24 protein-coding genes are annotated in these 26,050 nt (G+C 65.0%); 16 read left to right on the forward strand and 8 right to left on the reverse strand.

The window, feature by feature from the left end; genetic code table 11:
• Nucleotides 1–46 precede the first annotated feature (46 nt).
• Nucleotides 47–2,929 carry an RHS repeat-associated core domain-containing protein gene (locus ACXHGZ_RS18650; RefSeq protein ID WP_480460902.1) on the reverse strand — a complete coding sequence of 961 codons (2,883 nt, stop codon included), beginning with the start codon at nt 2,927–2,929 and terminating at the stop codon, nt 47–49.
• Nucleotides 2,930–3,179: 250 nt separating this feature from the next.
• On the opposite strand from ACXHGZ_RS18650, the gene prmA reads away from it, so the two are divergent.
• The 8 genes from prmA to ACXHGZ_RS18690 all read left to right on the forward strand — a co-directional run bounded on the left by prmA (nt 3,180) and on the right by ACXHGZ_RS18690 (nt 13,972).
• Nucleotides 3,180–4,058: a 50S ribosomal protein L11 methyltransferase gene (gene prmA / locus ACXHGZ_RS18655; RefSeq protein WP_480460903.1), complete on the forward strand. Its 879-nt coding sequence runs from the start codon at nt 3,180–3,182 to the stop codon at nt 4,056–4,058.
• Between the two features lie 39 nt (nt 4,059–4,097).
• Entirely contained in the window at nt 4,098–5,417 is a 1,320-nt protein-coding gene (locus tag ACXHGZ_RS18660) for a DUF3426 domain-containing protein (protein WP_480460904.1), read from the forward strand.
• A 370-nt stretch (nt 5,418–5,787) separates the two neighbouring features.
• The gene (gene dusB, locus ACXHGZ_RS18665) at nt 5,788–6,801 is read left to right on the forward strand and encodes a tRNA dihydrouridine synthase DusB (RefSeq protein ID WP_480460907.1); all 1,014 of its coding nucleotides are present in this window, start codon (nt 5,788–5,790) and stop codon (nt 6,799–6,801) included.
• On the forward strand, nt 6,798–7,118 hold the full coding sequence (gene fis / locus ACXHGZ_RS18670) for a DNA-binding transcriptional regulator Fis (protein ID WP_008093076.1): 321 nt from the start codon (nt 6,798–6,800) through the stop codon (nt 7,116–7,118). Before dusB ends, fis begins: the two co-directional genes overlap by 4 nt.
• Nucleotides 7,119–7,195: 77 nt before the next feature.
• Nucleotides 7,196–8,803 carry a bifunctional phosphoribosylaminoimidazolecarboxamide formyltransferase/IMP cyclohydrolase gene (purH, locus tag ACXHGZ_RS18675; protein WP_480460909.1) on the forward strand — a complete coding sequence of 536 codons (1,608 nt, stop codon included), beginning with the start codon at nt 7,196–7,198 and terminating at the stop codon, nt 8,801–8,803.
• A 182-nt stretch (nt 8,804–8,985) separates the two neighbouring features.
• Nucleotides 8,986–10,278, forward strand: coding sequence for a phosphoribosylamine--glycine ligase (gene purD, locus ACXHGZ_RS18680; RefSeq protein ID WP_224457042.1), 1,293 nt, complete (start codon nt 8,986–8,988; stop codon nt 10,276–10,278).
• A gap of 134 nt (nt 10,279–10,412) precedes the next feature.
• A complete protein-coding gene (locus tag ACXHGZ_RS18685; RefSeq protein ID WP_480460910.1) occupies nt 10,413–13,184 on the forward strand; it encodes a hybrid sensor histidine kinase/response regulator in 2,772 nt (923 codons plus the stop codon).
• Nucleotides 13,185–13,375: 191 nt separating this feature from the next.
• Complete coding sequence (locus tag ACXHGZ_RS18690; protein WP_480460911.1) at nt 13,376–13,972, forward strand: MarC family protein; 597 nt, start codon at nt 13,376–13,378, stop codon at nt 13,970–13,972.
• Here ACXHGZ_RS18690 and ACXHGZ_RS18695 read toward each other — a convergent pair.
• From ACXHGZ_RS18695 to cobG, 7 genes are all read right to left on the reverse strand, one after another.
• On the reverse strand, nt 13,969–14,625 hold the full coding sequence (locus tag ACXHGZ_RS18695; protein ID WP_480460912.1) for a hypothetical protein: 657 nt from the start codon (nt 14,623–14,625) through the stop codon (nt 13,969–13,971). The genes ACXHGZ_RS18690 and ACXHGZ_RS18695 overlap by 4 nt on opposite strands.
• The gene (locus ACXHGZ_RS18700; protein WP_480460914.1) at nt 14,622–15,308 is read right to left on the reverse strand and encodes a hypothetical protein; all 687 of its coding nucleotides are present in this window, start codon (nt 15,306–15,308) and stop codon (nt 14,622–14,624) included. The genes ACXHGZ_RS18695 and ACXHGZ_RS18700 overlap by 4 nt, the downstream gene beginning before the upstream one ends.
• Nucleotides 15,309–15,361: 53 nt before the next feature.
• Nucleotides 15,362–16,045 carry a hypothetical protein gene (locus tag ACXHGZ_RS18705; protein WP_480460916.1) on the reverse strand — a complete coding sequence of 228 codons (684 nt, stop codon included), beginning with the start codon at nt 16,043–16,045 and terminating at the stop codon, nt 15,362–15,364.
• A 113-nt stretch (nt 16,046–16,158) separates the two neighbouring features.
• A complete protein-coding gene (gene cobJ, locus ACXHGZ_RS18710; protein WP_480460917.1) occupies nt 16,159–17,865 on the reverse strand; it encodes a precorrin-3B C(17)-methyltransferase in 1,707 nt (568 codons plus the stop codon).
• The gene (locus ACXHGZ_RS18715; RefSeq protein WP_480460919.1) at nt 17,853–18,587 is read right to left on the reverse strand and encodes a precorrin-2 C(20)-methyltransferase; all 735 of its coding nucleotides are present in this window, start codon (nt 18,585–18,587) and stop codon (nt 17,853–17,855) included. The genes cobJ and ACXHGZ_RS18715 overlap by 13 nt, the downstream gene beginning before the upstream one ends.
• Nucleotides 18,584–19,210, reverse strand: a complete 627-nt coding sequence (locus ACXHGZ_RS18720; protein WP_084858769.1) for a precorrin-8X methylmutase — start codon at nt 19,208–19,210, stop codon at nt 18,584–18,586. The genes ACXHGZ_RS18715 and ACXHGZ_RS18720 overlap by 4 nt, the downstream gene beginning before the upstream one ends.
• A complete protein-coding gene (gene cobG / locus ACXHGZ_RS18725; RefSeq protein WP_480460921.1) occupies nt 19,203–20,528 on the reverse strand; it encodes a precorrin-3B synthase in 1,326 nt (441 codons plus the stop codon). The genes ACXHGZ_RS18720 and cobG overlap by 8 nt, the downstream gene beginning before the upstream one ends.
• Nucleotides 20,529–20,705: 177 nt before the next feature.
• Here cobG and cbiE point away from each other — a divergent pair, with 177 nt between their 5' ends.
• The 8 genes from cbiE (at nt 20,706) to ACXHGZ_RS18765 (ending at nt 25,996) form a co-directional block, all read left to right on the forward strand.
• Nucleotides 20,706–21,917, forward strand: a complete 1,212-nt coding sequence (cbiE, locus tag ACXHGZ_RS18730) for a precorrin-6y C5,15-methyltransferase (decarboxylating) subunit CbiE (protein WP_480460923.1) — start codon at nt 20,706–20,708, stop codon at nt 21,915–21,917.
• Nucleotides 21,910–23,004: a cobalt-precorrin-5B (C(1))-methyltransferase gene (locus ACXHGZ_RS18735; RefSeq protein WP_480460925.1), complete on the forward strand. Its 1,095-nt coding sequence runs from the start codon at nt 21,910–21,912 to the stop codon at nt 23,002–23,004. The genes cbiE and ACXHGZ_RS18735 overlap by 8 nt, the downstream gene beginning before the upstream one ends.
• Nucleotides 23,001–23,765, forward strand: coding sequence for a cobalt-precorrin-6A reductase (locus ACXHGZ_RS18740; RefSeq protein ID WP_480460927.1), 765 nt, complete (start codon nt 23,001–23,003; stop codon nt 23,763–23,765). The genes ACXHGZ_RS18735 and ACXHGZ_RS18740 overlap by 4 nt, the downstream gene beginning before the upstream one ends.
• A gap of 45 nt (nt 23,766–23,810) precedes the next feature.
• Complete coding sequence (vapB, locus tag ACXHGZ_RS18745) at nt 23,811–24,041, forward strand: type II toxin-antitoxin system VapB family antitoxin (protein WP_084858774.1); 231 nt, start codon at nt 23,811–23,813, stop codon at nt 24,039–24,041.
• A complete protein-coding gene (gene vapC, locus ACXHGZ_RS18750; protein WP_480460929.1) occupies nt 24,041–24,451 on the forward strand; it encodes a type II toxin-antitoxin system tRNA(fMet)-specific endonuclease VapC in 411 nt (136 codons plus the stop codon). Before vapB ends, vapC begins: the two co-directional genes overlap by 1 nt.
• Before the next feature lie 172 nt (nt 24,452–24,623).
• Nucleotides 24,624–25,013: a DUF2946 domain-containing protein gene (locus ACXHGZ_RS18755; protein ID WP_480460931.1), complete on the forward strand. Its 390-nt coding sequence runs from the start codon at nt 24,624–24,626 to the stop codon at nt 25,011–25,013.
• Nucleotides 25,014–25,059: 46 nt separating this feature from the next.
• On the forward strand, nt 25,060–25,542 hold the full coding sequence (locus ACXHGZ_RS18760) for a copper chaperone PCu(A)C (protein WP_480460932.1): 483 nt from the start codon (nt 25,060–25,062) through the stop codon (nt 25,540–25,542).
• Nucleotides 25,543–25,561: 19 nt separating this feature from the next.
• Nucleotides 25,562–25,996, forward strand: coding sequence for a DUF2946 domain-containing protein (locus ACXHGZ_RS18765; protein WP_480460934.1), 435 nt, complete (start codon nt 25,562–25,564; stop codon nt 25,994–25,996).
• Nucleotides 25,997–26,050 lie beyond the last annotated feature (54 nt).

The following is a 26,050-nucleotide window of genomic DNA, read 5'->3' on the forward strand; positions in this document are numbered from 1 at the left end:
CGGGGGATTTATAGCCTCGCTCATCCCCGTCCAGCTGGCATGGACTTCAGCCCGCTCTGCGGGCTACCACTTTGAACGGGATTGACTGCCCCTCTCTTACAGCCTGCAACGCAGCGGCTTCACGCGCCCTGAGAATGTCTTCCTGTACGGCACGAGCAGCAGCCCGCCTCTGTTCGGCAGCACGCTGGCGTGCGGTCAGATCGACCATTCTTGTTGGCGCCGCCTGATCACCCACGTTCTGTGCTTGAAGGTAACGTGCAGGCACCATGATGCGACTATCGCTGTCACCCAAGCCCTCTCGATGGGTAAAGACGTACGTATCACCCGACTCGAGGTCCAACCGCATTCCATAGTTTCGTGAAGTGATCGACGCGAAAGACCAATGCCTCCACTGAACACCGACACCTCGCTGGTGGAGGAGTGACCTGATGGGTTCACCGATGTTGGGCCCGGTCAACCACTCTCCCCCTATCATCACCGCACGTACTTCGGAAGGTTGGAAGTGCGGCCCAAACGGATCGATCCGGGCAGGATCCAGCGCCTGAAACGCCCGTTCGATTGCCGCACCGATGTAGGGAAAATGGTCATGGTTGAAATGCATGACAATGCCAGTTCGGGTGCTGGGATAGTACAAACTAAGGCCAACGTTCTGTCGGGCGCCCAAGGTAAACAGGTAATTACTTGCCCCCTGTTCAGATGTCGCGGTAACCGACTCCGCTGTATGCGCCCTTCGCTCCATGTTCAAGTTTTGCTCTGGACTCAAATTTAGTGCTGACCTCAGTTGCGAGGCACCGGTTGCAGGCTGTGCAGACTGGGACCTAGACTGTAACCATCGATCGAACGGCCAAATAGGGATCATTCCGTATTCGTCGACCAGTGACATTGGGTTGTTTCGACACATTCGGTAAAGATTGAGCCCATCCACAGTCCCCGCCGGATCCGCACTCAACCACCTGCCAACCCAAGGCTGGTAATACCGGTACCCGTAGTAATACAACCCCGTCGCATCCCGCTCCTTGCCCGAATAACGAACCGTCTTGTAGTGGGCCTCCACCTCGTTGCGTGCTGCCCATACCGCAGTGCCGCCAAACGGGTAGTACTCTTCTCGGGTAATCACGTTGCCCGCCCCATCGACTTCCAACGTACTGCTCCCCAGCATGTCGTCGTAGCTGTAACGTAGCCGGTCGTTCGCGAGCTCTGCGGGGCGGCCGGTTTCCCAGTGCAGCACCCGCACCTGCGCGCGCCCGGCCTCCCCCGCCGTCACGACATGAAGGTTTTCCGTGATGTTGCCGTTGGTTGTCACGGTCCTCCGCTCAAGCCCAGGCAAGTACATCACGCGCCGAACCTGCGCACTGCCGGAAGCTTGCTGGATGCTGACCTTCATGACGCGCTGGCTATCACTGTCGTAGCGGTAGCTTTCGCCGTCATCCATACCGCCTTGGCGCGCCACCAAGGTGACATGCCGCAGCTCTGCCCGTGGTGTCCAGGCCAACCGCTGGCCGGGCAGCAACAGGCCCTGCTGGCCACCGGGCGTGAACAACGCCTCCACCTGCGACGGATCTGGCTCGAGCGTGCTCGACACCGCCCGGTTGCTGCAATCGCTGACGGTGATGTCGTTTGTATAGCTGTTGTTGGTGGCGGGGGCGCTGTGGCGGATCCGAATCAAGTTACCTGCGCTGTCGTAGGTGTAGGTGCGGGTGTAGCGGGTGAACGTGGCGCTGTCGATGGGTGTGAACGGCGAGAACTGGCCGCCCTGCCCTTGCTGGCCGGCGCTGGCCATTTCGCGGCCGCTGGCGCTGGCCAGCTGGTACAGGGTGTCATAGGTGTAGGTGCTTTGCGGCACAACCTTCTGGTTGCGCCAGAAACGGGTGGCCTCGGCGTCGTTGCGTACGTTGAGCACATTGCCGACCGGGTCGAAGGCGTAACGCAAGTCTTGCAGGACCTTGGCGCCACTGGCACGACCAGCGGGGCGTTCGGTCTGGATGCTGGCCAGGCGTTGCGTGGCAGGCTCGTAGGTGTAGTGCGTCACCACACCATTGCCATGTTCTTCACGCAGCTTCTGGCCCGTCGCCGAGTACTCCAGGGACTTGACGATCGTTCGCTCCAGCCCATTTTCGAGCGTCAGCCAACTGCCGTTGAGCTGACCTGCCACGTCATAGGAAACACGTTGCAGGTTGCACACAGCATCCAAGGTCGTCAGTACCGCTCCCGTCGCATCTGCCGTATTCACGCTGGTGTAGGCATCGGTATCCAGCAGCGCATCCCAATCAGCGGCCCCGGCACCTTGCCAGTCGGCGACGACCTCCCATTCATCGGTCCCCTTCAGCAGCCGCCGCGTGACGGTGTGCGGCTTCCCGCTCAACGCAATGCTTTCGACCTCCACCATCCCCGCCGGATCGTAATGGCGAATACGTTGCCCGGCCAGGTTAAGATCACGTGCCTCCTGAGCCAGGCCGGCCCAGACACAGCGCTCCATGATCCGCGAGCTCTGTCCAGCCGCCTGCTCCGTCACGCCCAGCAGGCGACCGGATGCGCCATTCTCGTAGAACCAGGTTCGGGTAACCGCCTGGCTGGCATCGTCACATCCCTGTGCATCGATACCGATCTGGCTCACAGCCAGGCAAGGTCGCCCTGCCACATCGTTCAGCGCGACAGAACCACCGGCATCGACACTGCGCGTTCGCAGCGTGCCGCCACCCAGGTCCGAGAGGTAACTGAAATTCACCCGTCCCGCATTGGCCAAGCGCGGGTCTGCGCTTCGTGCCAGAAAACCACGCGCATCGTGCTGGTGATAGGTAATGCGCTCTTCGACCCTCTGGGGCGTGTCCGGGTGGCGGTGATAAACAATTTCGCGAATGTTCAGGCCACGGTTATCGATTACCGTGACCGTCGGTGTGTTTCGGTGCAACTCAGGCTCGACATTGTGCATTGGCTATCTCCTAGCGGGTGCCGTCCAATTGAGCAGGTACCCTAGTGTGGTGTTTCACAAATAACGCCCATAACGCGCGGCGCTCTTTGCAAAACACCACACTAGCGAGAAGACGACGACGGCAGGACTCGTAAAAATGCCAGCTGGCGCCCCCCCTGCGACGACCTCTACAAACCCCACGCACTCAAGTAAACTGCCTAGCTCCGCGCAGCCTCGGGCTGCCCCTGTCGATTTACCAAAGGTGCCCGCCATGCCCTGGCTGCAAGTTCGCCTGGCCATCAGCCCAGACCAAGCCGAAACCTACGAAGACGCCCTGCTCGAAGTCGGCGCTGTCTCGGTGACCTTCATGGACGCCGAGGACCAGCCCATCTTCGAACCGGACCTCAACACCACGCCGCTCTGGTCGCACACCCACCTGCTGGCCCTGTTCGAAGCCGATGCCGAGCCCGAGGCCGTGTTCGCCCACCTGCGCTTGCTGACCGGCGCCGAGCTGCCGGAGCACCACGCCGAGGTAATCGAGGACCAGGACTGGGAACGCAGCTGGATGGACAACTTCCAGCCCATGCGTTTCGGCCAGCGCTTGTGGATCGTGCCCAGCTGGCACGAGGCGCCGGAAAAGGACGCGGTGAACCTGCTGCTCGATCCGGGCCTGGCCTTCGGTACCGGCACCCACCCGACCACCGCTCTGTGCCTGGAATGGCTCGACGGCCAGCAGCTCGAAGGCACCCAGGTGCTGGATTTCGGCTGTGGCTCGGGGATCCTGGCCATTGCCGCCCTGCTGCTGGGCGCCCGCGAGGCGATCGGCACCGACATCGACGTGCAGGCCATCGAAGCCTCGCGTGACAACGCCCAGCGCAACGGCATCGCCGACGAGCGACTGGCCCTGTACCTGCCCGAGCAGATGCCCGCCATGCAAGCCGACGTACTGGTCGCCAATATCCTGGCCGGCCCGCTGGTCTCGCTGGCCCCGCAACTGTCCGGCCTGGTCCGCCCCGGCGGCCTGCTGGCACTCTCGGGCATCCTCGCCGAACAGGGCGAGGAAGTGGCCGCAGCCTACGCGGGCGACTTCGAACTGGACCCGATCGTCGTGCGCGACGGCTGGGTACGCATCAGTGGTCGCCGCCGCTAGCCAACTAGACTCAACTTTCTGCACAACCCGGATCGCCGCATGACCGACAGTTTCGTCACCCAGTGTCCTCATTGCCAGACCAGCTTTCGCGTCACGCACAACCAGTTGAGCGTGGCCCGGGGCGTGGTGCGCTGCGGCCATTGCCTGCAGGTGTTCAACGCCGCCAAGCAGTTGCTGGAGCAGAACCGCACCTCCCCTGCCCCGGCGGCACCGATACCGGCACCGGAGGCGACGCAACCGACGATCAACGAACAGCCGAATACCGAGCCTGAGGACTGGGCCATCACCGCCCAGGCGCTGGACGACCTGGACCTGGACCAGGAACTGGCTCGCCTGGAGCGTCGCGGTGCGCCCGAAGAACGCCAGGCCCCGCCTCGCGAGGATGCCCTGCAGGCCCGTCGTGACGAGCATGGTCCTGACGACCATGCCGACGAACCCTTCGGTACGGCAACCGGCGAGCCGCCGGCACTCCAGGCCGCCGACGAACCGGCTCCGGTGCTGGTCGAACAAGAGGTCCTCGACCTCCAGGCAGAACCGCAGCCCGGTGACCGCACCGAGCCGACCCTGGGCAATGGCCTGGTCCTGGACGACGACGAGCCGCGAGCATTCGGCCAGGCCGAGCCCCATCACGACGACGGGCAGGGCGACCATTTCACTGGCCTGGATGACGATATCCCTGAAAAAGGGCTCTCGGCACGGGACGATGACGAGCATGGCCATCTGCGCCTGTCGGCCCGAGACGACGAGCTCGAGCGCCTCGCCGACGAGCGGCCCGAGCCGGCCTTGGCGGCCAAGGCCGAACGCCCGACGCGCAAGGAACCGCTGGTGCATGTGGTGGACGACCCGCTGCAGCTCGACTGGCAAAAGGCCAGGCCCAACTGGGCCAAGCGCCTGCTGTGGGGTGTGCTGACCCTGCTGGCCGCGGGTTTGCTGGCGTTCCAGTACATCAGCTACCACTTCGACGAAATGGCTCGCCAGGACCAGTACCGCCCCTGGTTCCAACAACTGTGCCCGATGCTTGGTTGCCAGGTACCGACCCGGGTGGATGTCAGCCGGATCAAGAGCAGCAACCTGGTGGTGCGTAGTCATCCGGACTTCAAGGGCGCACTGATCGTCGATGCGATCATCTACAACCGGGCCCCGTTCTCCCAGCCGTTCCCGCTGCTGGAGCTGCGATTTGCCGACCTCAACGGCCAACTGATCGCCAGCCGTCGCTTCAAGCCCAGCGAATACCTCTCGGGGGAACTGGCCGGGCGCGGCGACATGCCGAGCCAGACGCCGATCCACATCGCCCTGGATATCCTCGACCCCGGTCCCAAGGCCGTGAACTACAGCCTGAGCTTCCGTTCGCCGGAATGACCACAAGGGGCGCCTTGCGCCCGAACACCTGTAGGAGCGGGCTTGCCCCGCGATCAAGGGCGAAGCCCTTGCCAGGCGCCGGTGATATCGGGCCCGGCCTAATCGCGGGACAAGCCCGCTCCTAGAGGGTTCCCTCAAGGGCCAGTAGATTTCCACCGCGCCTGGCGAGCAGTCTCGTGTCGCGATGGCCCGCGAAGCAGGCCCGGAAAAACCCGTCAACGGCCCAAAATTTGCAGCTTGGACCGCAAAGTCATAAGCCCACAGCTGTTCAGATTTTATCCAGATTCATCTTTATCCGGTCATCGAGAGCGGGTATCATGCCAACCCTTTTTCGGACTCCAATGATTCGGCCCCACAACAGGGAACACCTATGTCGGCGGTACGCATCGGCCCTTACACACTGCGAAACAACCTGATCCTCGCGCCCATGGCCGGGGTCACGGACCAACCTTTCCGTACGCTTTGCCAGCGCCTGGGCGCCGGCATGGTCGTCTCGGAAATGGTGACCAGCGACATGAGCCTGTGGAACAGCCGCAAGTCGCGCCTGCGCCGCATCCATGATGGCGATCCCGAGCCACGCTCGGTGCAGATCGCCGGTGGCGATGCGCAGATGCTGGCCGCGGCGGCCCGGGCCAATGTCGAGGCTGGCGCCCAGATCATCGACATCAACATGGGCTGCCCGGCGAAAAAAGTCTGCAACAAGGCCGCCGGTTCTGCTTTATTGAGAGATGAAGCCTTGGTCAGCGAAATCCTCCACGCCGTGGTCGGCGCAGTGGAGGTACCGGTGACCCTGAAGATCCGCACCGGCTGGGACCGGGCGAACAAGAACGGCCTGACCGTGGCGAAGATCGCCGAGCAGGCCGGCATCCAGGCGCTGGCGGTACATGGCCGCACACGCGCCGACCTGTACACCGGCGAAGCCGAGTACGACACCATCGCTGCGATCAAGCAGGCGGTGTCGATCCCGGTTTTCGCCAACGGCGACATCACTTCGCCAGAAAAGGCCCGGGCGGTGTTGCACACCACCGGTGTCGACGGCCTGCTGATCGGCCGTGCCGCCCAGGGGCGGCCGTGGATTTTCCGCGAGATCGAGCATTACCTGCGTACGGGCGAGCACCTGCCTGCTCCGGCGCTGGAGGAAGTGGAACACATTCTGCTGGAGCACCTGGCGGCGTTGCATGCCTTCTATGGCGATGTGATGGGCGTACGTATCGCCCGCAAGCACGTTGGCTGGTACCTGGCAACACGACCGGGCGGCAAGGAGTTCCGCGCCCGGTTCAATGCGCTGGAAGACACACAAGCGCAGTGCGCCAACGTTCGCGCGTTTTTCCGCGAACGTCGAGAGAGCCTTGAGACAGAGGACGGACAAGGGGTGGCCGCATGACGATGATGACCGAGACATTAGTGAGTGGAACAACGCCCGTGAGCGACAACGCCAACCTGAAACAGCACCTCAATACGCCGAGCGAAGAGGGCCAGACCCTGCGCGACAGCGTGGAGAAGGCGCTGCACAACTACTTCGCACACTTGGAAGGGGCGACCGTCACGGACGTCTACAACCTGGTGCTGTCGGAAGTCGAGGCACCGCTGCTCGAAAGCGTGATGAACTACGTCAAGGGCAACCAGACCAAGGCCAGCGAGATGCTCGGGCTCAACCGTGGCACCCTGCGCAAGAAGCTCAAGCAGTACGACCTGTTGTAATCGAACCCCAACCAGAAAAGGCGGCTCTCCCCAAGAGGCGCCTTTTTTGCTGAATCCACCGCGTTATGGAATCCGAAATGACCGACCAGACTACCCGCCTGCCGATCCGCCGCGCCCTGATCAGCGTCTCCGACAAGACCGGGATCCTCGAGTTCGCCCGTGAGCTGCAACAGCTCGGCGTCGAGATCCTGTCCACCGGCGGCACCTACAAGCTGCTCAAGGACAACGGTGTGAACGCGGTGGAAGTGGCCGACTACACCGGCTTCGCTGAAATGATGGATGGCCGGGTCAAGACCCTGCATCCGAAGATCCACGGCGGCATCCTGGGCCGTCGCGGCATCGACGATGCCATCATGAACGAACACGGTATCAAGCCGATCGACCTGGTCGCGGTCAACCTGTACCCGTTCGAGGCAACCATCGCCAAGCCCGGCTGCGACCTGCCGACCGCCATCGAGAACATCGACATCGGCGGCCCGACCATGGTCCGTTCCGCAGCGAAGAACCACAAGGACGTCGCCATCGTGGTCAACGCCAGCGACTACGCCAGCGTCCTGGAGAACCTCAAGGCCGGCGGCCTGACCTACGCCCAGCGCTTCGACCTGATGCTCAAGGCCTTCGAGCACACCGCCGCCTACGACGGCATGATCGCCAACTACATGGGCACCATCGACCAGGCCAAGGACACCCTGTCCACCGAAGGTCGCAGCGAGTTCCCGCGCACCTTCAACAGCCAGTTCGTCAAGGCCCAGGAAATGCGCTACGGCGAGAACCCGCACCAGAGCGCGGCGTTCTACGTCGAGGCCAAGAAGGGCGAGGCCAGCGTTTCCACCGCGCTTCAGCTGCAGGGCAAGGAACTGTCGTTCAACAACGTGGCCGACACCGACGCCGCCCTCGAGTGCGTGAAGAGCTTCGTCAAGCCGGCCTGCGTCATCGTCAAGCACGCCAACCCGTGCGGCGTGGCCGTGGTTCCGGAAGACGAAGGCGGCATCCGCAAGGCCTACGACCTGGCCTACGCCACCGACACCGAGTCGGCCTTCGGCGGCATCATCGCCTTCAACCGTGAACTGGATGGCGAAACCGCCAAGGCCATCGTCGATCGCCAGTTCGTCGAAGTGATCATCGCGCCGAAGATCTCCCAGGCTGCCCGCGAGGTGGTGGCCGCCAAGCAGAACGTACGCCTGCTCGAGTGCGGCGAATGGCCTGCCGAGCGTGCTGCCGGCTGGGACTTCAAGCGTGTCAACGGTGGCCTGTTGGTGCAAAGCCGTGACATCGGCATGATCACTGCCGAAGACCTGCAGGTCGTGACCAAGCGCGCCCCGACCGAGCAGGAGATCCACGACCTGGTCTTCGCCTGGAAAGTGGCCAAGTTCGTCAAGTCCAACGCTATCGTCTACGCCAAGCAACGCCAGACCATCGGCGTGGGTGCCGGCCAGATGAGCCGCGTCAACTCCGCCCGCATCGCCGCCATCAAGGCCGAGCATGCCGGCCTGCAGGTACAGGGCGCGGTCATGGCCTCGGATGCGTTCTTCCCGTTCCGTGACGGCATCGACAATGCGGCTAAAGTGGGTATCACCGCGGTGATCCAGCCAGGTGGCTCGATGCGCGATGCCGAAGTCATCGCCGCTGCCGACGAAGCCGGCATCGCCATGGTGTTCACCGGCATGCGCCACTTCCGCCACTGATTTACGGCAATCGGCCGCACTGAAGCAGGCATCTGCTGCGTTGGGGCCGCTTCCGCTGATGCTCATTGCCAAAAGGCAATTCCGCTCATCGGAACCGGCCCCGCCTTGCACCTACCTGCTTCATTGCGACCTCGTACAGCGTGAGGCTTTGCCTCCCGCCCGAAAGCATTCGAGGTTTTGACATGAAAGTTTTGATCATCGGCAGCGGCGGCCGTGAGCACGCCCTGGCCTGGAAAGTCGCCCAGGACCCACGGGTCGAGAAGGTCTACGTTGCTCCAGGCAACGCCGGCACCGCCACCGAAGCCAAGTGCGAGAACGTCGCCATCGACGTCACCGCCCTGGAGCAACTGGCCGACTTCGCCGAACAGCACGTACAGATGACCATCGTCGGCCCAGAGGCCCCGCTGGTCGCCGGCGTCGTCGACCTGTTCCGCAGCCGCGGCCTGGACTGCTTCGGCCCAACCAAGGGCGCAGCCCAGCTGGAAGGCTCCAAGGCCTTCACCAAGGACTTCCTGGCACGTCACAAGATTCCGACCGCCGACTACCAGAACTTCACCGAAATCGAGCCGGCCCTGGCCTATCTGAAGGAAAAGGGCGCGCCGATCGTCATCAAGGCCGACGGCCTGGCCGCGGGCAAGGGCGTGATCGTCGCCATGACCCTCGAGGAAGCCGAAGCCGCCGTACGCGATATGCTCGCCGGCAACGCCTTCGGCGACGCAGGTTCGCGCGTGGTCATCGAGGAGTTCCTCGACGGCGAGGAAGCCAGCTTCATCGTCATGGTCGATGGCCATAACGTGCTGCCGATGGCCACCAGCCAGGACCACAAACGCGTCGGCGACAAGGACACCGGCCCGAACACCGGTGGCATGGGCGCCTACTCCCCGGCTCCGGTGGTCACCCCGGACGTGCACCAGCGCGTGATGGACCAGGTCATCTGGCCGACCGTGCGTGGCATGGCCGAGGAGGGCAACGTCTACACCGGCTTCCTGTACGCGGGCCTGATGATCGACAAGGCGGGCAACCCCAAGGTCATCGAGTTCAACTGCCGCTTCGGCGACCCGGAAACCCAGCCGGTCATGCTGCGCCTGGAATCGAGCCTGGTATTGCTGGTCGAAGCCGCCTTCGCCAAGGCCCTGGACAAGGTCGAGGCGCAGTGGAACCCGCAACCGAGCCTGGGCGTGGTCCTGGCTGCCGGCGGCTACCCGGGCGACTATGCCAAGGGTGACGTCATCAACGGCCTGGATGCGGCCGCCAAGCTCGAAGGCAAGGTCTTCCATGCCGGCACCGCCCTGAAGGACGGCCAGGTCGTCACCGCTGGCGGCCGTGTGCTCTGCGCCACCGCCATGGGCGCCACGGTCGAGGCTGCCCAGCAGCAGGCCTATCGCCTGGCCGAGCAGATCGACTGGAACGGCAGCTTCTACCGCACCGACATTGGCTACCGGGCCATCGCCCGCGAGCGTGGCGAGCACCAGTAACCTGCACCGAATCGCCGTGTCGCCCCTGGCGCACGGCCTTCGGCCCGCCGACAAGGCCTCCCCGGGGGCTTGCCTCGGTCTTGGCGCCCCGCGCATAGTTGTAATCCGGCATCTTAGCTAGGAAGGACCTCGTCGTGCGTCGGCTTCGGATTGCCATTGCCCTGTTCGTCAGCCTGCTGACACTGCTCTGCCTGCCTCCTGCCTCAGCCGAGCAAGGCGCAGGCTGGTCGGTCCTGCTCGATGAACAGGCCAACCTGCAATTGAGCGATGTGCGCTCGGAGCGCTACCGCAACCAGTTCAGCCCCATCCGCCTGCTCGAGCTCGACGCCGCACCGGCCGACCAGGCCCTCTGGCTGCACTACCGGCTCGAACCCGGTGAGCAGGAACAACTGCTGCGCATCTTCGCCCCAGACCTCTCGCGCCTGGACTTCTACGCCCTGGATGGCGAAAAGCTGGTGCGCCAGATGCACCATGGCCGCCAGGCTGGCAATGCCAGCCCGACCCTGCGCAGCAGCGACCACCTGTTGCCATTGCCCAACAGCCCCAACGCCCTGGAAATCTACGTACGGCTGGTCTCCGAACACCAGTTGCGCCCTGCCATCAGCCTCGAGCCTGCTGCGTCGGTCGCCGCCGACCAGACACGCCCCTTGTTGTTCGGCCTGCTGTTCGGCGGCCTGGCAATGCTGATCCTGCACAACCTGATCCGCTTCCTCTACACCCGTTCCAACACCACGCTGATCCTGGCCCTCTACCATGGCCTGATGCTGCTCAGCGCCCTGATCCTGCTCAACCTCAGCGGCCCCTGGTGGCACCTGTGGCACAGCGCGCAGACGCCGGCAGCCTACCTGACCCTGGTCCTGGCAGGCCTGGCCGGGCTGTATTTCACCCAACACTTCTTCAGCCCCTGTAGCTCGCTGCGGTGCAACCGCTTGTTGCACGGGGAGATGCTGATCGTCGCGGTCAGTGGCCTGGTGCTGCTGTTCGTCGATACCTTGCCGCTGAACCTGATGACCTACGCCCTGATGGCCCTGGGCAGCGTCACCATGCTGCTGGTCAGTGCCTACCACTGGTACAAGGGCTATGGGCCTGCGCGTCTGTTCGCCGTGGCCATGCTGGTATTCAACCTGGGAGGGCTGGTGCTGCTGCCTGCCCTGCTGGGCCTTACCCGCACCACGACCCCCTGGCTGCTGTGCATTCTCATGGGGCTGACCGTGGCCAGCGGGCTGTTGTTGAACCTGGCGGTCAGCGAGCGCCTGCGCAGGATCAGCGAGGAACGCTTCCGCGCCAGCCGCGCCCTGGCCGCCAGCGATGCCGAGATCAACGCCAAGGCCGAGTTCCTTGCCAAGATCAGCCATGAAATCCGCACCCCCATGAATGGCGTGCTGGGCATGACCGAACTGCTGCTGGGCACGCCGTTGTCGGTCAAGCAGCGTGACTATGTGCAGACCATCCACAGCGCCGGCAACGAACTGCTTACCCTGATCAACGAGATCCTCGACATTTCCAAGCTCGAGTCCCGCCAGATCGAACTGGACGATGTGCAGTTCGACCTCAACGCGTTGATCGAGGATTGCCTGAACATCTTCCGGGCCAAGGCCGAGCAGCAGAACATCGAGCTGATCAGTTTCACCCAGCCGCAGGTTCCGCAAGTGATCAGCGGCGACCCGACACGCCTGCGCCAGGCCCTGTCGAGCTTGCTGGACAATGCCCTGAAGAATACCGAACAGGGCGAGATCCTGCTGGTGGTGGCCCTCGACCAACGGGGTGGCGTGCCGCGCCTGCGCATCGCCGTGCAGGACAGCGGCGATGCGATGCCGCCTGCCGAGCGCGAAGCCTTGCTGCAGGCCGAGCTGCACAGCCACCAGTTCCTCTCCAGCAACAAGCTTGGTGGCCACCTGGGGTTGGTCATTGCCAAGCAATTGATCGGTCTGATGCAAGGCGAGTTCGGGATCAAGAGCAGCAACAATACCGGGAACACCCTCTGGCTCACCCTGCCCCTGGATCCCTCGCGCCTGGAGCAACCGCCTACCGACCTGAACGGCCCGTTGCGCGACGCCCGCGTACTGGTGGTGGACGACAACGACACGTGTCGCAAGGTGCTGGTGCAGCAGTGCAGCGCCTGGGGCATGAATGTCAGCGCCGTGCCGTCGGGCAAGGAGGCCCTGGCCCTGCTGCGCACCAAGGCGCACCTGCGCGACTATTTCGACGCCGTGCTGCTGGACCAGAACATGCCAGGCATGACGGGCATGCAACTGGCCGCGAAGATCAAGGAGGACCCCAGCCTGAACCACGACATCCTGGTGGTGATGCTCACCGGTATCAGCAACGCGCCGAGCAAGATCATCGCCCGCAATGCCGGGGTCAAGCGCATCCTGGCCAAGCCGGTGGCTGGCTACACCCTCAAGACCACCCTGGCCGAAGAGCTTGCCCTGCGCGGCCGCGAACAATCACCCGCACCCGGCCCTACAGGCCCATCCGGGCCGTTGGACCTGCCCAGCGACTTTCGCGTGCTGGTGGCCGAGGACAACAGCATTTCGACCAAGGTCATCCGCGGCATGCTCGGCAAGCTCAACCTGGAGCCGGACACCGCCAGCAATGGCGAGGAGGCCCTGCGGGCAATGAAGGCACAGCGCTACGACCTGGTGCTGATGGACTGCGAGATGCCCGTGCTCGATGGCTTCTCCGCCACCGAGCAGCTGCGCGCCTGGGAAGCTGCCAACCAGCGTCAGCGCACCCCGGTGGTGGCGCTGACCGCGCACATCCTCAGCGAACACAAGGAACGCGCGCGCCAGGCGGGCATGGACGGCCACATGGCCAAGCCGGTGGAGCTGTCGCAATTGCGCGAAACGATCCAGTACTGGGCCAGCCAGCGCGCAGCTGCCTCGGACCCGTTACACACCCCCTGAACAGCGGCGCAGGCTTCATCGCGGGACAAGCCCGCTCCTCCCCGACAAGTAGGAGCGGGCTTGCCCCGCGATCACCGGCAACGCCGGTGCCATCCCTCACCGGCAACCCCGCTCCCCATTCAGAATCAGAGGGTTGTCCCTGGAGTGCTGATACACTTGCCCACACCTCTCCCCCGCCATGGATCCGCGCCATGCTCCATGAGTTGTTCAGCGTCTACCTGAAAATGCTCGTGCTCTACAGCCCGTTCTTCGTGCTGTCCTGCTTCATCAGCCTGACCCGCGGCTATTCCAGCAAGGAGCGCAAGCAACTGGCCTGGCGCGTGGCCGTCGCCGTGCTGGTGGCCAGCGTCCTGCTCTACCTGTTCGGGCGAGTGATCTTCGGCGTATTCGGCATCACCGCCGACGCCTTCCGTATCGGCGCCGGCAGCGTGTTGTTCATCTCGGCTCTGGGCATGGCCCAGGGCAAGTCGGCGGTACAGGCCGACAATGTGCAGCAGGATGTGACCATCGTGCCACTGACCATCCCACTCACCGTCGGCCCCGGCACCATCGGTGCACTGTTGGTGATGGGCGTGGGCCAGCCACACTGGGACGACAAGCTGCTGGCCATTGTCAGCATCGCCCTGGCCAGCTTCACCGTAGGCCTGGTGCTCTATCTCTCGTACCACATCGAACGCCTCCTCGGCGACCAGGGCCTGCAGATCGTCAGCCGCCTGATGGGTCTGTTCGTCTGCGCCCTGGCAGCGCAGATCATCTTCACCGGGATCAAGGGTTACCTGGTGCTCTAGAGTTGTAGGTCGAGGATGGTCTGCAGGCTGTGCTTGTTCACGCTGCCTTCGACCTTGCGGCGGTAGTTGTCGCGAAAGCCATGCAAATGAAAACTGATGACCTCCACCCGCATATCCGTCACCTCACTGTGGCTGGCGGACTGCAGGAACAACACCCCCCTGGCGTGCTGCGTCAGGGCCACTTCCATGTGAAGCATCACCATGTTGACGGTGCCGTTGGCCTGCTGTGCACAGGGCAGCAACTGGAAGCGCGCCCTCTGTTTCGATAGCGCCCGGGCCTCGAACGCATACAACGCCAGCGGATCGCGACCCAACGCCTGCATGGAGCGCCGGGCAAGCTCGCACTGGGCCTGGTTCCCGGCCTGGGCCACTTGTGCCAGGGCCTGGGCCGCGATGCTTTCCCGGTTCGGCCCCGGGCGTCGAAAGCCTGGGTAGGTCTTGCCATCGAATCCCAGCATGCTCAGGTTGCGCCAGTAGTTCCTGAACCAGTCACCCTCGATGCCGTGGTCGTGGTCATTCCAGGCCACCTGCTGGGCAAAGGCGTTGGCCAGGAGGATGTCGTCACGGGCCTGAGGGCTGACATCCGGCAGAAAAGACATCAAGCTGCTGTGGACGAGCTTGCCGCTGGCCGCTTGCCGATTGGAATCGTTCATACGTTCGCTCCTGCAATGGTGCGGACCCTGCATCGGTATTGCGCTTTCTTCGCCAACACGGACTTGCCAAGCCCCTCGCGGACCAAGGCCACTCGCTTTTCATCCAGCCGATAACGGCCATCGAAGTATTCGTACTCCAGGGTATCGGTGATCCGCAAGGGCACCCACAACCACTGCATGTCCAGCGTTACGCTCGTGCTGAACGCCAGTTCGGTGCTGATGATGGAAGCGTCGGGCAACACCACCCGCAGCTCCACACGTACCTGCCAACTCTGCTTACCCACCCCCGGCTTGACGCATTCGCTCCACAAGAGCTGGCGCAGCGCGGGGGCGGCGTTAGCCCTGAAATCTTCGAGGCATTGCAAGACCTGCTCGCGTTGCTCGACACCGACCTTGATCGACAAGCGTTCAGACATCAGTGCCCATGGCTCGGTGGGTGTCGCTTGCAGGTTCGTCGTGAGCTGGGACTGCAGGGTGTCGAGGTGACAACCAAAAGCGCCTTGTACCTTCAGGTACTCGCGCTGCCAGTCGCTACCTGCGGCCGCCCCGGGGTAGCGCTTGCCCGCCATCAAGTACGCTGCCAACTGGATATTGAGTGCATCTTCCGCGCGCAGCTCGCCCACGGCATCGTGGATCATCACCAGGCTGTTGCCGTTGAGCCACACGGTGTAGTCGTTGTTCATGAAGCCTCCTTTCGGCCCACTGCCCGCAAACGGACAGTGGGCCGGCTCAATGGTCAGAGCTCCAGGGCGAGCAGGGTCTCGAGGGCCTTGTCATCGAGTTTGCCCTCGATGATCGGTCGCGCCTTCTCGTAGCGACGCTGGTCGAACATCAGGATCGCACCGCAGGCAAAGTTGGCGGTTCCACTGCTCTCCCACTTGAACAACAGGTAGTTGCTGGCCTTGTCTGGCTCGGCATCGGTCTGGATGGCACTCACCAGCATGGCGACCTGGCCGCCTGCCGATTGCTCGCACTTGTTCAGGCTCAGACTGGTGCGGTCATCCTCGACTGACTTGTAATCGAGCACTTCGACATTACGAGTGCTTGCCGCCAGGGCAGCCACTACTGCCTCTCCTAGGTTCTTGAGTGCCTCCGCCACATCGCCGGTAAACACCCCCTTTGCCGCCATCAGGCCCTTGCCAAGCAGGTTGCTGACCTCCAGGTGCATGTTACTGGCAGTGATTTGCTGGACGTCGGTACGGACGGACACCCATCCCATTGCGGACATCAGGCGGATGTACTCTTTGAACCACAGCTTGGTTTGCGAAATAGGGTTGTACTGCTTGTTTGCGCCTTGCGTGGCTAACGCGTGGGAGGCTTTTGCGGCGTCGCGGTTGGCCTCCTGCATGTGGTCGGGGAACACGAACAGGTTCTTGTCCGGCAGGACCTGGAGTTGCAGCTTCTCGTTGTCGCGGGTCATCGGTAATCTCCGTCAGGGTGCGAATGGAGCCATGGGGCTCCAGCCGCAACCTAACGGCAAAGCGCGGTTCAACCTGCCACGAAGCGCTTCCTATGCTCGGTACCTGCGACCGCTCAAGGCTTGGTGCCGTACCAGCGCGGCGTATAGACCCAGCGCCCACCGTTGGCGCGCTCGAAGGTGCAGGTAGTCGACGAACCGATCAGTACCATGGTGCGCATGTCGACCATTTCCGGTACCAGTTCGGCCAAGGAGACTACCGTCAGCGTCTGCCCCGGCCTACCAACGTCGCGCCCAAGGACTACAGGCGTGGACCCTTGGCGATGCTGGCGCACGATGTCCAGGGCACGCCCCAGTTGCCAGGGTCGCGAGCGAGAGATCGGATTGTAGAAGGCCAGCACCAGGTCAGCCTGGGCGGCAAGGTCCAGGCGCCGCTCGATGATCGACCAAGGCTTGAGGTTGTCCGACAACGACATGACGCAGAAGTCATGGCCCAGCGGCGCCCCCGCCTGGGCAGCGGTGGCCAGCGAAGCCGAGACCCCGGGCAGGATCTCCAGGTCCACCCGATGCCAGGCCGGGTCACTGGATTCGTGCAAGGCCTCGAGCACGGCGGCTGCCATGGCGAACACCCCCGGGTCCCCGGAGGACACCACCACCACGGAACGCCCCTGGGCCGCCAGCTCGAAGGCATGACGGGCGCGTTGCATCTCTTCGCGGTTGTCGGTGCAATGCAGTACCTGGTCCTCACGGAACGGGCCGGCCATACGCACATAGGTCTCGTAGCCGAGTACGTCCTGGGCACGGGCCAGCTCGGCCTTGACCGCCGGAACCATCAGCTCGGCCGCGCCGGGGCCAAGCCCGATCACGGCCAGGCGCCCTCGACGCCTGCCCACCTGCAGGGCATCCACGGGCGCCGCAGCCACTGCGACGACGAGACCATCCTGTTCGATCAACCGGGCTCCGGGCACGGCTTCGGCGACCATCCCGGCAAGGTCCGAGGCCAGGGTGGCGAAGCGCAGTTCGACGCCCAGTGCTTGCGCGGCATCGTGCAAGCCCTGGTCGGCCATGGCCTGCTCCGCGGCCAGCAGACATGCCAGCGATTGCTCGGCGATACCGGCCTTGCGCAGCCCCTCGCGTACCCGCTCGACGACACCCGAACCACCGCCCTCGACCGCCACGACCACGCAGCGGGCATGGATCACCAGCTCGTCACGGCTGGCCGGCCGCGCTTGGCAGCCCACATGGATGGCGCGTTGGGCCGCCTGGTCCTGCGGCAGGTCCGCCTGGGCAAGCCAGGGCGCCTCGCCTTCCACGCGTACCGCCTCACCGGCCAACAGGTCGGAGACGAAGCGCTTGCCCTGCTCCAGGTCCGCCAGTGTGTAGCCTGGCGGCGGGTTGAGCAGGCAGGTGCCGAAACGCAGCTCGCCACTGGTGGTGATGGCCGGTGCCACATCCAGCGCCAGGCCGATCTCCCGGGCCATGACATTGACCCCGCCCAGGCCACCTAGCAGCGGCACCACGGCGCTGCCATCCTCGGCCACCGCCAGTACCGGTGGCTCGGCGCCCTTTTCCGCGAGCAGGCCGGCCAGGCTGCGAATCACGATGCCGGCAGCACACAAGGCAATGATCGGTGAGCCCTGCCGGTAGAGCTGGCGCAGGGTGTCACCGAAGTTGTCGTAGCGTGCATCCACGTCCTCGACCCGCCCTTGCAGGCCATGGATCGTCGCCTGTGGATAACACCGCTGGATCCGCTGCGCGGTAGCCAGGCTGCCGGGGCCGAGGATGACGATCGCCGGGGCCGTCTGCATGTTCAGCCCTGCCATTTTTCACCCGGCACGACGATCAGCGAGAAGTATGGCGAAGATTGCGGGTCCACCTCGTCCAGCGGGACGATCTTCTGGTTGGCCATGGTCGCACGCTCCACGTAGAGCGCACGCTCGTCCAGGCCCAGTTCGCCCAGCACCTGGCGCACCTTGGGGAAGTTTCGCCCAAGCTTCATGATCACGGCAGCATCGGCATCGGCCAGGCGCCGCTTGAGTTCGTCATGGGGCAACACGCCGGAGAGTACCGACAGGCTCTGGTTGCGATACACCAGCGGCGCGCCCAGCACCGAGGCCCCTCCGAGCATCGAACACACGCCAGGGACGACCTCGGCCTCGTAGCGCTGGGCCAGACGGTCGTGCAGGTACATGTAGGAGCCGTAGAAGAACGGGTCGCCCTCGCAGATCACCGCCACGTCACGCCCAGCGTCCAGGTGCGCGGCCACCTGCACGGCGGCCTCGTCGTAGAAGTCGCTGATCACCTGTTCGTAGGACAGCGGCGCCGGCAGCACTTCGGTCGTCACCGGATACACCAGTGGCAGCAAGGTCTGCGCCGCCTGCAGGTGCGCCTCGATGATGCCGAAGGCATTGCCCCGCTTGCCCTTGGCCACGAAGTAGGCCACCACCGGGGCCTCGCGCAGCAGGCGCAGGGCCTTGACCGTGATCAGTTCCGGGTCGCCGGGGCCTACGCCCAGGCCGAACAGACGTCCACGCGGCTGCATCATTCCACCTCCGTGGCCAGGGCATTGACCGCGGCGGCGGCCATCGCGCTACCGCCCAGGCGGCCCTGCATGATCACGAACGGCACGCCGCGGCTGTCGGCGGCCAGCATCGCCTTGGACTCCGCGGCGCCGACGAAGCCCACCGGGAAGCCCAGGATCAGCGCAGGCTTGGGAGCGCCGGCGTCGAGCATCTCCAGCAGGTAGAACAATGCTGTCGGGGCATTGCCGATCACCACCACGCTGCCCTCCAGGTACGGGCGCCACAGTTCCAGGGCCACGGCCGAGCGGGTGTTGCCCTGCGCCTTGGCAAGGTCCGGTACGCTGGGGTCGCGCAAGGTGCAGATCACCGGGTTGTCGGCCGGCAGGCGCGCGCGGGTCACGCCTTCGGCGACCATGTGTGCGTCACACAGGATCGGCGCGCCCTTGGCCAGGGCTTCGCGGCCGGCACGCCCGGCACCTTCGGAAAACTGCAGGCCGTCGATGGCATCGACCATGCCACAGGCATGGATCACCCGCACAGCGAGCTTCTCCAGGTCGGCGGGTATCCGCTCGAGCCGGGCTTCCTCGCGGATGATCCGGAAGGAATTGCGATAGATCTCCTGACCATCGCGGATGTAGTCAATCATCAAGGTGCTCCGTCGGCAGGTCGAGCATGGCGCCTGCTTCTTCTGGGGTGATGTCGGTTGCGCGAAGCCTGCCGAAGCCCGGCTGGTAAGCGTCACGCAGATAAAGGTCGTATCGGCCCGGCGAGCGGGCCAGCAAGGTGGCCGGGGCGACGTGGGCCGCAGCGCAGGAGCGGGGGCAGCCGGACAGGTGCACGCTGCCGGGTCGCCCGGCCTGCAACAAGGACGCGAGCGCCAGGGCGTCAGCCTTGGTGTCGGCCAAGGCCTTGGCGCACCCCATTGAGCCGGTACAGGCGGTGAGCCGGGCAAGGGGGTGATCGGCGTGGCAAAGCAGCCCCAGGGCGTGCAATGCTGCCTGGGCCTGCTCGAGCCGCGCCGGGTTCAGGTTGGGTATCACCAGGCTTTGCCAAGGGCTCAGGCGCAGGCTGCCATCACCCGCGGTACGGGCCACGCCAGCAATGCCGCGCAGCTGGCTCGAGGTCAGGCGCCCCAACGGCGGAGCGATACCCAGGGCCATGCCCTGTCGCTGGGCCAAGGGGCCAAGCCACGGGGCCCGGGCCGGCGCGCGGCGCCAGCCGAGTACCGCTGCATCACGACGGATATCCAGGCCCAGGCCGCCGATGAACGCGCCGACCGGGCAATCGGCGAGCAACTGGCGCATGCGCGACTGCTGCGGCCCGGCCAGGTCGAGGAAGCGCACCAGCACTGCCTGCACCAGCGCCAGCCCCTGCTCGACCGGCACGGCGCCCATCGCCTGGCCGGGGCACCCGGCCAGGCCGAACGCAAGCCAAGTGTGCTGGTCGAGCGTCATTGCCGACAGCCACAGGTCATGGGGGTGCTCGAGCATCGCCAGGCCTTCGCCGCCGTCGAGCTGGATGGCGAACTTGGCCGACAGTTCATGCAAGCGCGGGGTGGTTTCCAGCATCCGCAGAATGTCCCCGGCCAATGGGCGGGTATCGAGCAGCATGGCGGGGTCGAGGCCTGCGAGCGGGCTGAGCATCAGGTTACGCACATCGTCGAATGCGGCATCACGCGGCCCGAGCCCGGCATCGAGCAAGTTCTGCACCAGGCCCTGGCGGTCGTGGCCAATGCCACGGATCTGCAGGTTGGCGCGGTTGGTCGCTTCGATCACGCCCGTGGCGAAACGCTCGGCAGCGTCGGCTACGGCCTCGGCCTGCCCGGCCTGCAGCACGCCACCAGGCAGCTTGATGCGGCAGATCCCGCCGTCGCGCGCATCGACGATGCGCCACAACCCCGGGCAGGCCGAGGGGCGGGGCGACACGAGGGTGACAGGGGGCTGCGTCAAGGGGGCATCCGGCATCTTGAAAATGCGCTTGAGTGTAGAAGGCGCGGTATTATGCCTGCTTTGTCCGGCGGCATGAAAAACCGGCGGTCGAACACGACACAGAATTTCAGGGCGGTACACGCGGACTCTGTAGCAGCGGGCTTGCCCCGCGATGGGCTGCAGCGCAGCCCCAACATGGCGGATCAACAACAGATGGCACCCTGGCTGACAATAGTGGGCATCGGCGAAGACGGCTTCAACGGCTTGGGCAAGCAGGCCCGGCGCGCCGTGCTGAGTGCCCCACGGATCTTTGGCAGCCCGCGCCAGCTGGCGCTCCTGCCTCGCTGCGTGGCTGGCGAACGCCTGAACTGGCCGAGCCCGTTCTCCCTGGCCCCGGTCCTGGCCCTGCGTGGCGAGCCGGTGTGCGTGCTGGCCAGCGGCGACCCGATGTTCTATGGCGTCGGTGCCAGCCTCGCCCGCCACCTACCCGCCGAAGAGCTGCTGGTGCTGCCGATGCCATCGTCCTGCGCCCTGGCCGCCGCCCGCCTGGGCTGGGCGTTGCAGGACGTGCAGGTGGTGTCGCTCGTCGCCCGCCCCCTGGCCGCGCTCAATGCCCACCTCTACAGCGGCCTGCGCCTGCTGGTGCTGAGCAACGACGGCGACAGCCCGGCGGCCATCGCCCATCTGCTTTGCGAGCGCGGCTTCGGCCCCAGCCGGCTGCAGGTCCTTGAACACCTGGGCGGCCCTCAGGCACGCCAGTTGTCCGGCAGCGCGCAAGACTGGCCCCACGGCCGGGCCGCAGACCTGAACCTGGTGGCCATCGAATGCCAGGCCTCAGCCGCCACCCTGCAGCTGTCGCCCGTTGTCGGCCTGCCCGATAACGCCTTTCGCCATGACGGCCAGCTGACCAAGCGCGACGTGCGCGCCATCACCCTCGCCCGCCTGGCCCCTCGCCCTGGTCAGCTGCTGTGGGATGTGGGCGCCGGCTGCGGATCGATCGGCATCGAGTGGATGCGCGCCCACCCCAGTTGCCGCACCCTGGCCATCGAGGCCGACCAAGGGCGCCAGGCGCATATCGAGCATAACCGCGACGCCCTCGGCGTACCCGGCTTGCAACTGGTCCGCGGCAAGGCCCCCGAAGCGCTCGCCGGGCTGGAGCGCCCCGATGCGGTCTTCATCGGTGGCGGCGTCACCGGCGATGGCGTACTGGCCACGTGCTGGGAGCGGCTGCGCCCTGGCGGCCGTCTGGTGGCCAATGCCGTGACCCTGCAGAGCGAACTGGCCCTGGCCACGTTCCGCGACACCCATGGCGGCGAGCTGACCCGCCTCCACGTGGCCCATGCCCAGCCCCTGGGCAGCTTCGACACCTGGCGCCAGGCCCTGCCGATCACCCTGCTCGACGTGGTGAAACCTCTCGATGCGTGAAGAAACCCGCGAGAACGCCGCGCCCCTGCGCAGCGGCCTGACTACCGGCAGCTGCGCCACGGCCACCAGCCTGGCGGCGGCGCGCCTGCTGCTCACCGGTGAGCCTGCCGATGCCGTGGAGATCACCTTGCCCAAGGGCAAGCAGGTGCAGATGCGCCTGGAATTCTGCCGCCTCACCGCCGCAGGCGCCGAGGCCGGCACGTTGAAGGATGCCGGCGATGACCCCGACGTGACCCACGGCGCCCTGCTCTACAGCCAGGTGCGCCTGCTCGACGCGCCGGGCGTGCGCTTCGTCGCCGGCGCCGGTGTGGGCACGGTCACCCGCCCGGGCCTGGTACTGGCGGTGGGCGAGCCAGCCATCAACCCAGTACCGCGGCGCATGATCAGCGAACACCTGCAACGCCTGGCGGACGCGTGCGGCCATGCAGGGGGGTTCGAAGTGACCGTCAACGTGCGCGACGGCGAACAGCTTGCCCTCAAGACCATGAACCCGCGCCTGGGCATCCTCGGCGGGCTGTCGATCCTCGGCACCAGCGGCATCGTCCGACCATTCTCCTGCTCGGCCTACATCGCCTCGATCCAGCAAGGCATCGACGTTGCACACACCAACGGCTACACCCACATCGCCGCCTGCACCGGCAACGCCAGCGAAGACACCATGCGCCAGGTCTACGGCCTGCCGGAAATCGCCCTGATCGAGATGGGCGACTTCGTCGGCGCCGTGCTCAAGCATCTGCGCAAGGTACCGGTACCGCGCCTGACCCTGTGTGGCGGCTTCGGCAAGATCAGCAAGCTCGCCGCCGGGCACATGGACCTGCACAGCCGCAGCTCGAGCATCGACCTCTCCCAGCTGGCGCGCTGGGCTGCCGACATCGGCGCGGACTCAACGCTACAGGCGGCCATCATCGGCGCCAACACCAGCCAGCAGGCCCTGGCCCTGGCCCACACGGCGGGCATCGCCCTGGGCGATACAGTGTGCGCCCACGCCCTGACGTTCGCGCGCAGCGTGGTGCCGGCCCAGGTGCAGGTCGAGGTGTTCGCCATCGATCGCCAAGGTGGCATCGTCGGCAGGGCGGGCGTGCAATGAGCATGCGCATCCTGCTGCTTGGCGGCGTCAGCGAAGCCCTGGCCATTGCCCGCCAGCTGGGGCCTGAACATATCTACAGCCTCGCCGGCATCGGCCGCGTGCCCCAGGACCTCGCCTGCCAGGTGCGCGTGGGCGGCTATGGCGGCGCCGATGGCCTGGCCACCTACCTGCGCGAAGAACGCATCGGCCTGCTGATCGACGCCACTCACCCGTATGCGGCGCAGATCAGCGCCAACGCAGCCCAGGCCGCCGCCACCGTCGGCATTCCCTGCTGGGCCTTGCGCCGCCCGGCCTGGCAGCCTCAGGCCGGCGATGACTGGCGCGAGGTGGACGGCTGGGCCGAGCTGATCAAGGCCCTCGCCCCCTTCGAGCGGCCCTTGTTCACCCTCGGTCGCGAACCCTTGCAGCACCTGCATGAAATCCCTGCCCACCAGTTCTGGACGTTGCGCGCCCTTGAGGCCTGCCCCGGCAATGAGCGTTGTGAGGTGATCGGCGCACGCGGGCCGTTCCACCTCGCGGACGAGCGCGCCTTGTTCGCCCGGCGGCGAATCGATGTACTGGTGAGCAAGAACAGCGGCAGCACCGCCACCGAGCCCAAGCTCGAGGTGGCCCGGGAGTTGGGAGTGCCGGTACTGGTGCTCAAGCGGCCGGTATTGCCCAAAGTCGACCGGGAGTATGAAGAGGTACGCTTGCTTCTGAACGCCATTGCCGACTTTGGCCAGCCTCGCCCGATGTATATCCCATTGACATATACCAGCTGAAGCCTAAACTTCGGACATACATTCTTGCTTCCCAGGAGGCTCGTCATGGATCAAGGTGCTGTCTTCAAAAGCAACCGCAGCCAGGCCATCCGTTTGCCCAAATCACTAGCCCTTCCCGAAGAAGTCACTCGCGTGGATATCGTCGCTGTTGGCCGCGCCCGCATCATTACGCCTGCTGGAGAAGCGTGGGATAGCTGGTTCGATGGAGAGGATGCAAGCCAGGACTTCATGGCCAGCCGCGACCAACCTGCCGACCAGGAGCGCGAAGGGTTCTGATGCTCAGGTACATGCTCGATACCAATATCTGCATCTTCACGATCAAGAACAAACCGCAATGTGTGCGTGAAGCGTTCAATCGCCACCATGGCCAATTGTCGATCAGCACTGTCACCTTGATGGAACTGATTTACGGCGCAGAAAAATCCGCCGCCCCCGAGCGTAATCTGGCGGTCATCGAAGGTTTCGCTGCACGACTGGAGGTTCTGGAGTACGACAATCATGCTGCGGCTCACACAGGTCAACTACGAGCGGAACTTGCACGTGAAGGTAGCCCCATCGGGCCCTACGACCAGATGATCGCGGGCCACGCCAGAGCGCGCGGCCTAGTACTGGTCACCAACAACCGGCGAGAATTCCTTCGTGTGCCGGGGTTACGTGTAGAAGACTGGCTGTCTTCTGCCCGTTGACCTGTCAGGTATTTCGGCGGGCATCGCTCACAGCGCCAGCTTTTACGGGGGCCACCTTGAGAAAGCCCCTACACCCAACCCTCACCCGTGGTGCGACACTTCATCGCACCCGGGCATTTTTACCTATACTCGCCCTTACAATAGCCACCTGATTCCTGACCGGATCTCTCCCATGACCCCACGTCGGCACATTGCGTGGATAGCCTGCCTGGCAGTGCTGTTCAACCTGCTGGCCATGCCGCTGTCGTCGGCCGCGCCCAAAGGGCCGGCCGAGCAGCTGCTGTGGGGTGCCTTCTGTTCGAGCATGGCGAACAAGAGCAAGGTCGATGTCCAGGCCCTGGCCAAGATCGACCTGGGGCCGCAGAGCGACGACAGCGCCAGCATGATGAATTGCTGGTGCTGCACCGGCGTCGCGCCCCTGCTCGCATTGCCCGGCTACCCTGCGCAGCTGCATAACCCGCCGCTGGTGCAAGCCGGCTTCGTAGCGCCTCTTGCCGACTACCGACCCACGCCGCGCCAGCTATGGCCGGCGCTCAATCCCCGCGCGTCCCCCCTGGCCTGAGTTCAACCCGCTGTCTGCCTGAACCTGTACAGATCGGAGACTCACCATGCTCAAGCAAGCCCTCGTCCTGGCCGCCCTGATGCTGCCCGGCGCTTTCGCCAATGCCCATGAATACACCGTGGGCAACCTGCATATCGCCCACCCCTGGTCCCTGGCGCTGCCGCCCAACGCCCCCAATGTCGCGGCCTACTTCGTCGTGCACAACAACGGCCAGCAGGACGACCGCCTGCTCTCGGTCGACAGCCCCATCACCGACGACGCCCAGTTGCACGAGCACGCCAGGACTGCCGATGGCCTGATGAAAATGCAGCAGGTGCCGAGCGTCCCGGTGCCGGCAGGCAAGGACCTGATCTTTGCCCCCAGCGCCTACCACGTGATGCTGATGCAACCCAAGGACCGCAGCCTGCTCAGCGACGGCAAGCGCTTCCCGCTGACCCTGCACTTCGAGAAAGCCGGCGATGTCACCGTCGAGGTGGCCGTGCAGCAGCAGCCACCTGTCGAGCAGCAAACGCACACGCATAGCCACTGATCGTCGACGAACATTCGCCATGAGCCTGCCGCGCAACCGGTTCGCCCGCACTTCCCGCCCTGACCGCAGGCGCTTGGGGGGTGGCTGGCTGAGCCTGTTCGCCATGTGGATGATCTTCATCGGCCCGCTGGTTTCCCAGTCGATGCCGATGGAGCACCATGCCGGCATGACCATGTCCATGCCGATGGACATGGCGATGGCGGCCGAGCACGACCATGGCAGTGCAGGCCACCACGGCCAGGCCGATGGCAAGCTGCACGTGGTCTGGGAAAAATGCGGCTACTGCAGCCTGCTGTTCAATTGCCCGGCCCTGCCCCAGACCCTCAGCCCGCTCAACGCCGCGGCCACCCTCCCCCCACTGCTCACGCCCGCCCCGGTTCGCCAAGGGCATGCTCGCCAGGCCATATTCCCGGGCGCTCGCAGCCGCGCTCCACCCCTTTCGGTCATCGCCTGAACACAACCTGCCAACGCACGGAGCCACAGGGCTTCGCGCCTGTTCACGACTGAT

The organism is Pseudomonas shiyinii, from assembly GCF_056725765.1.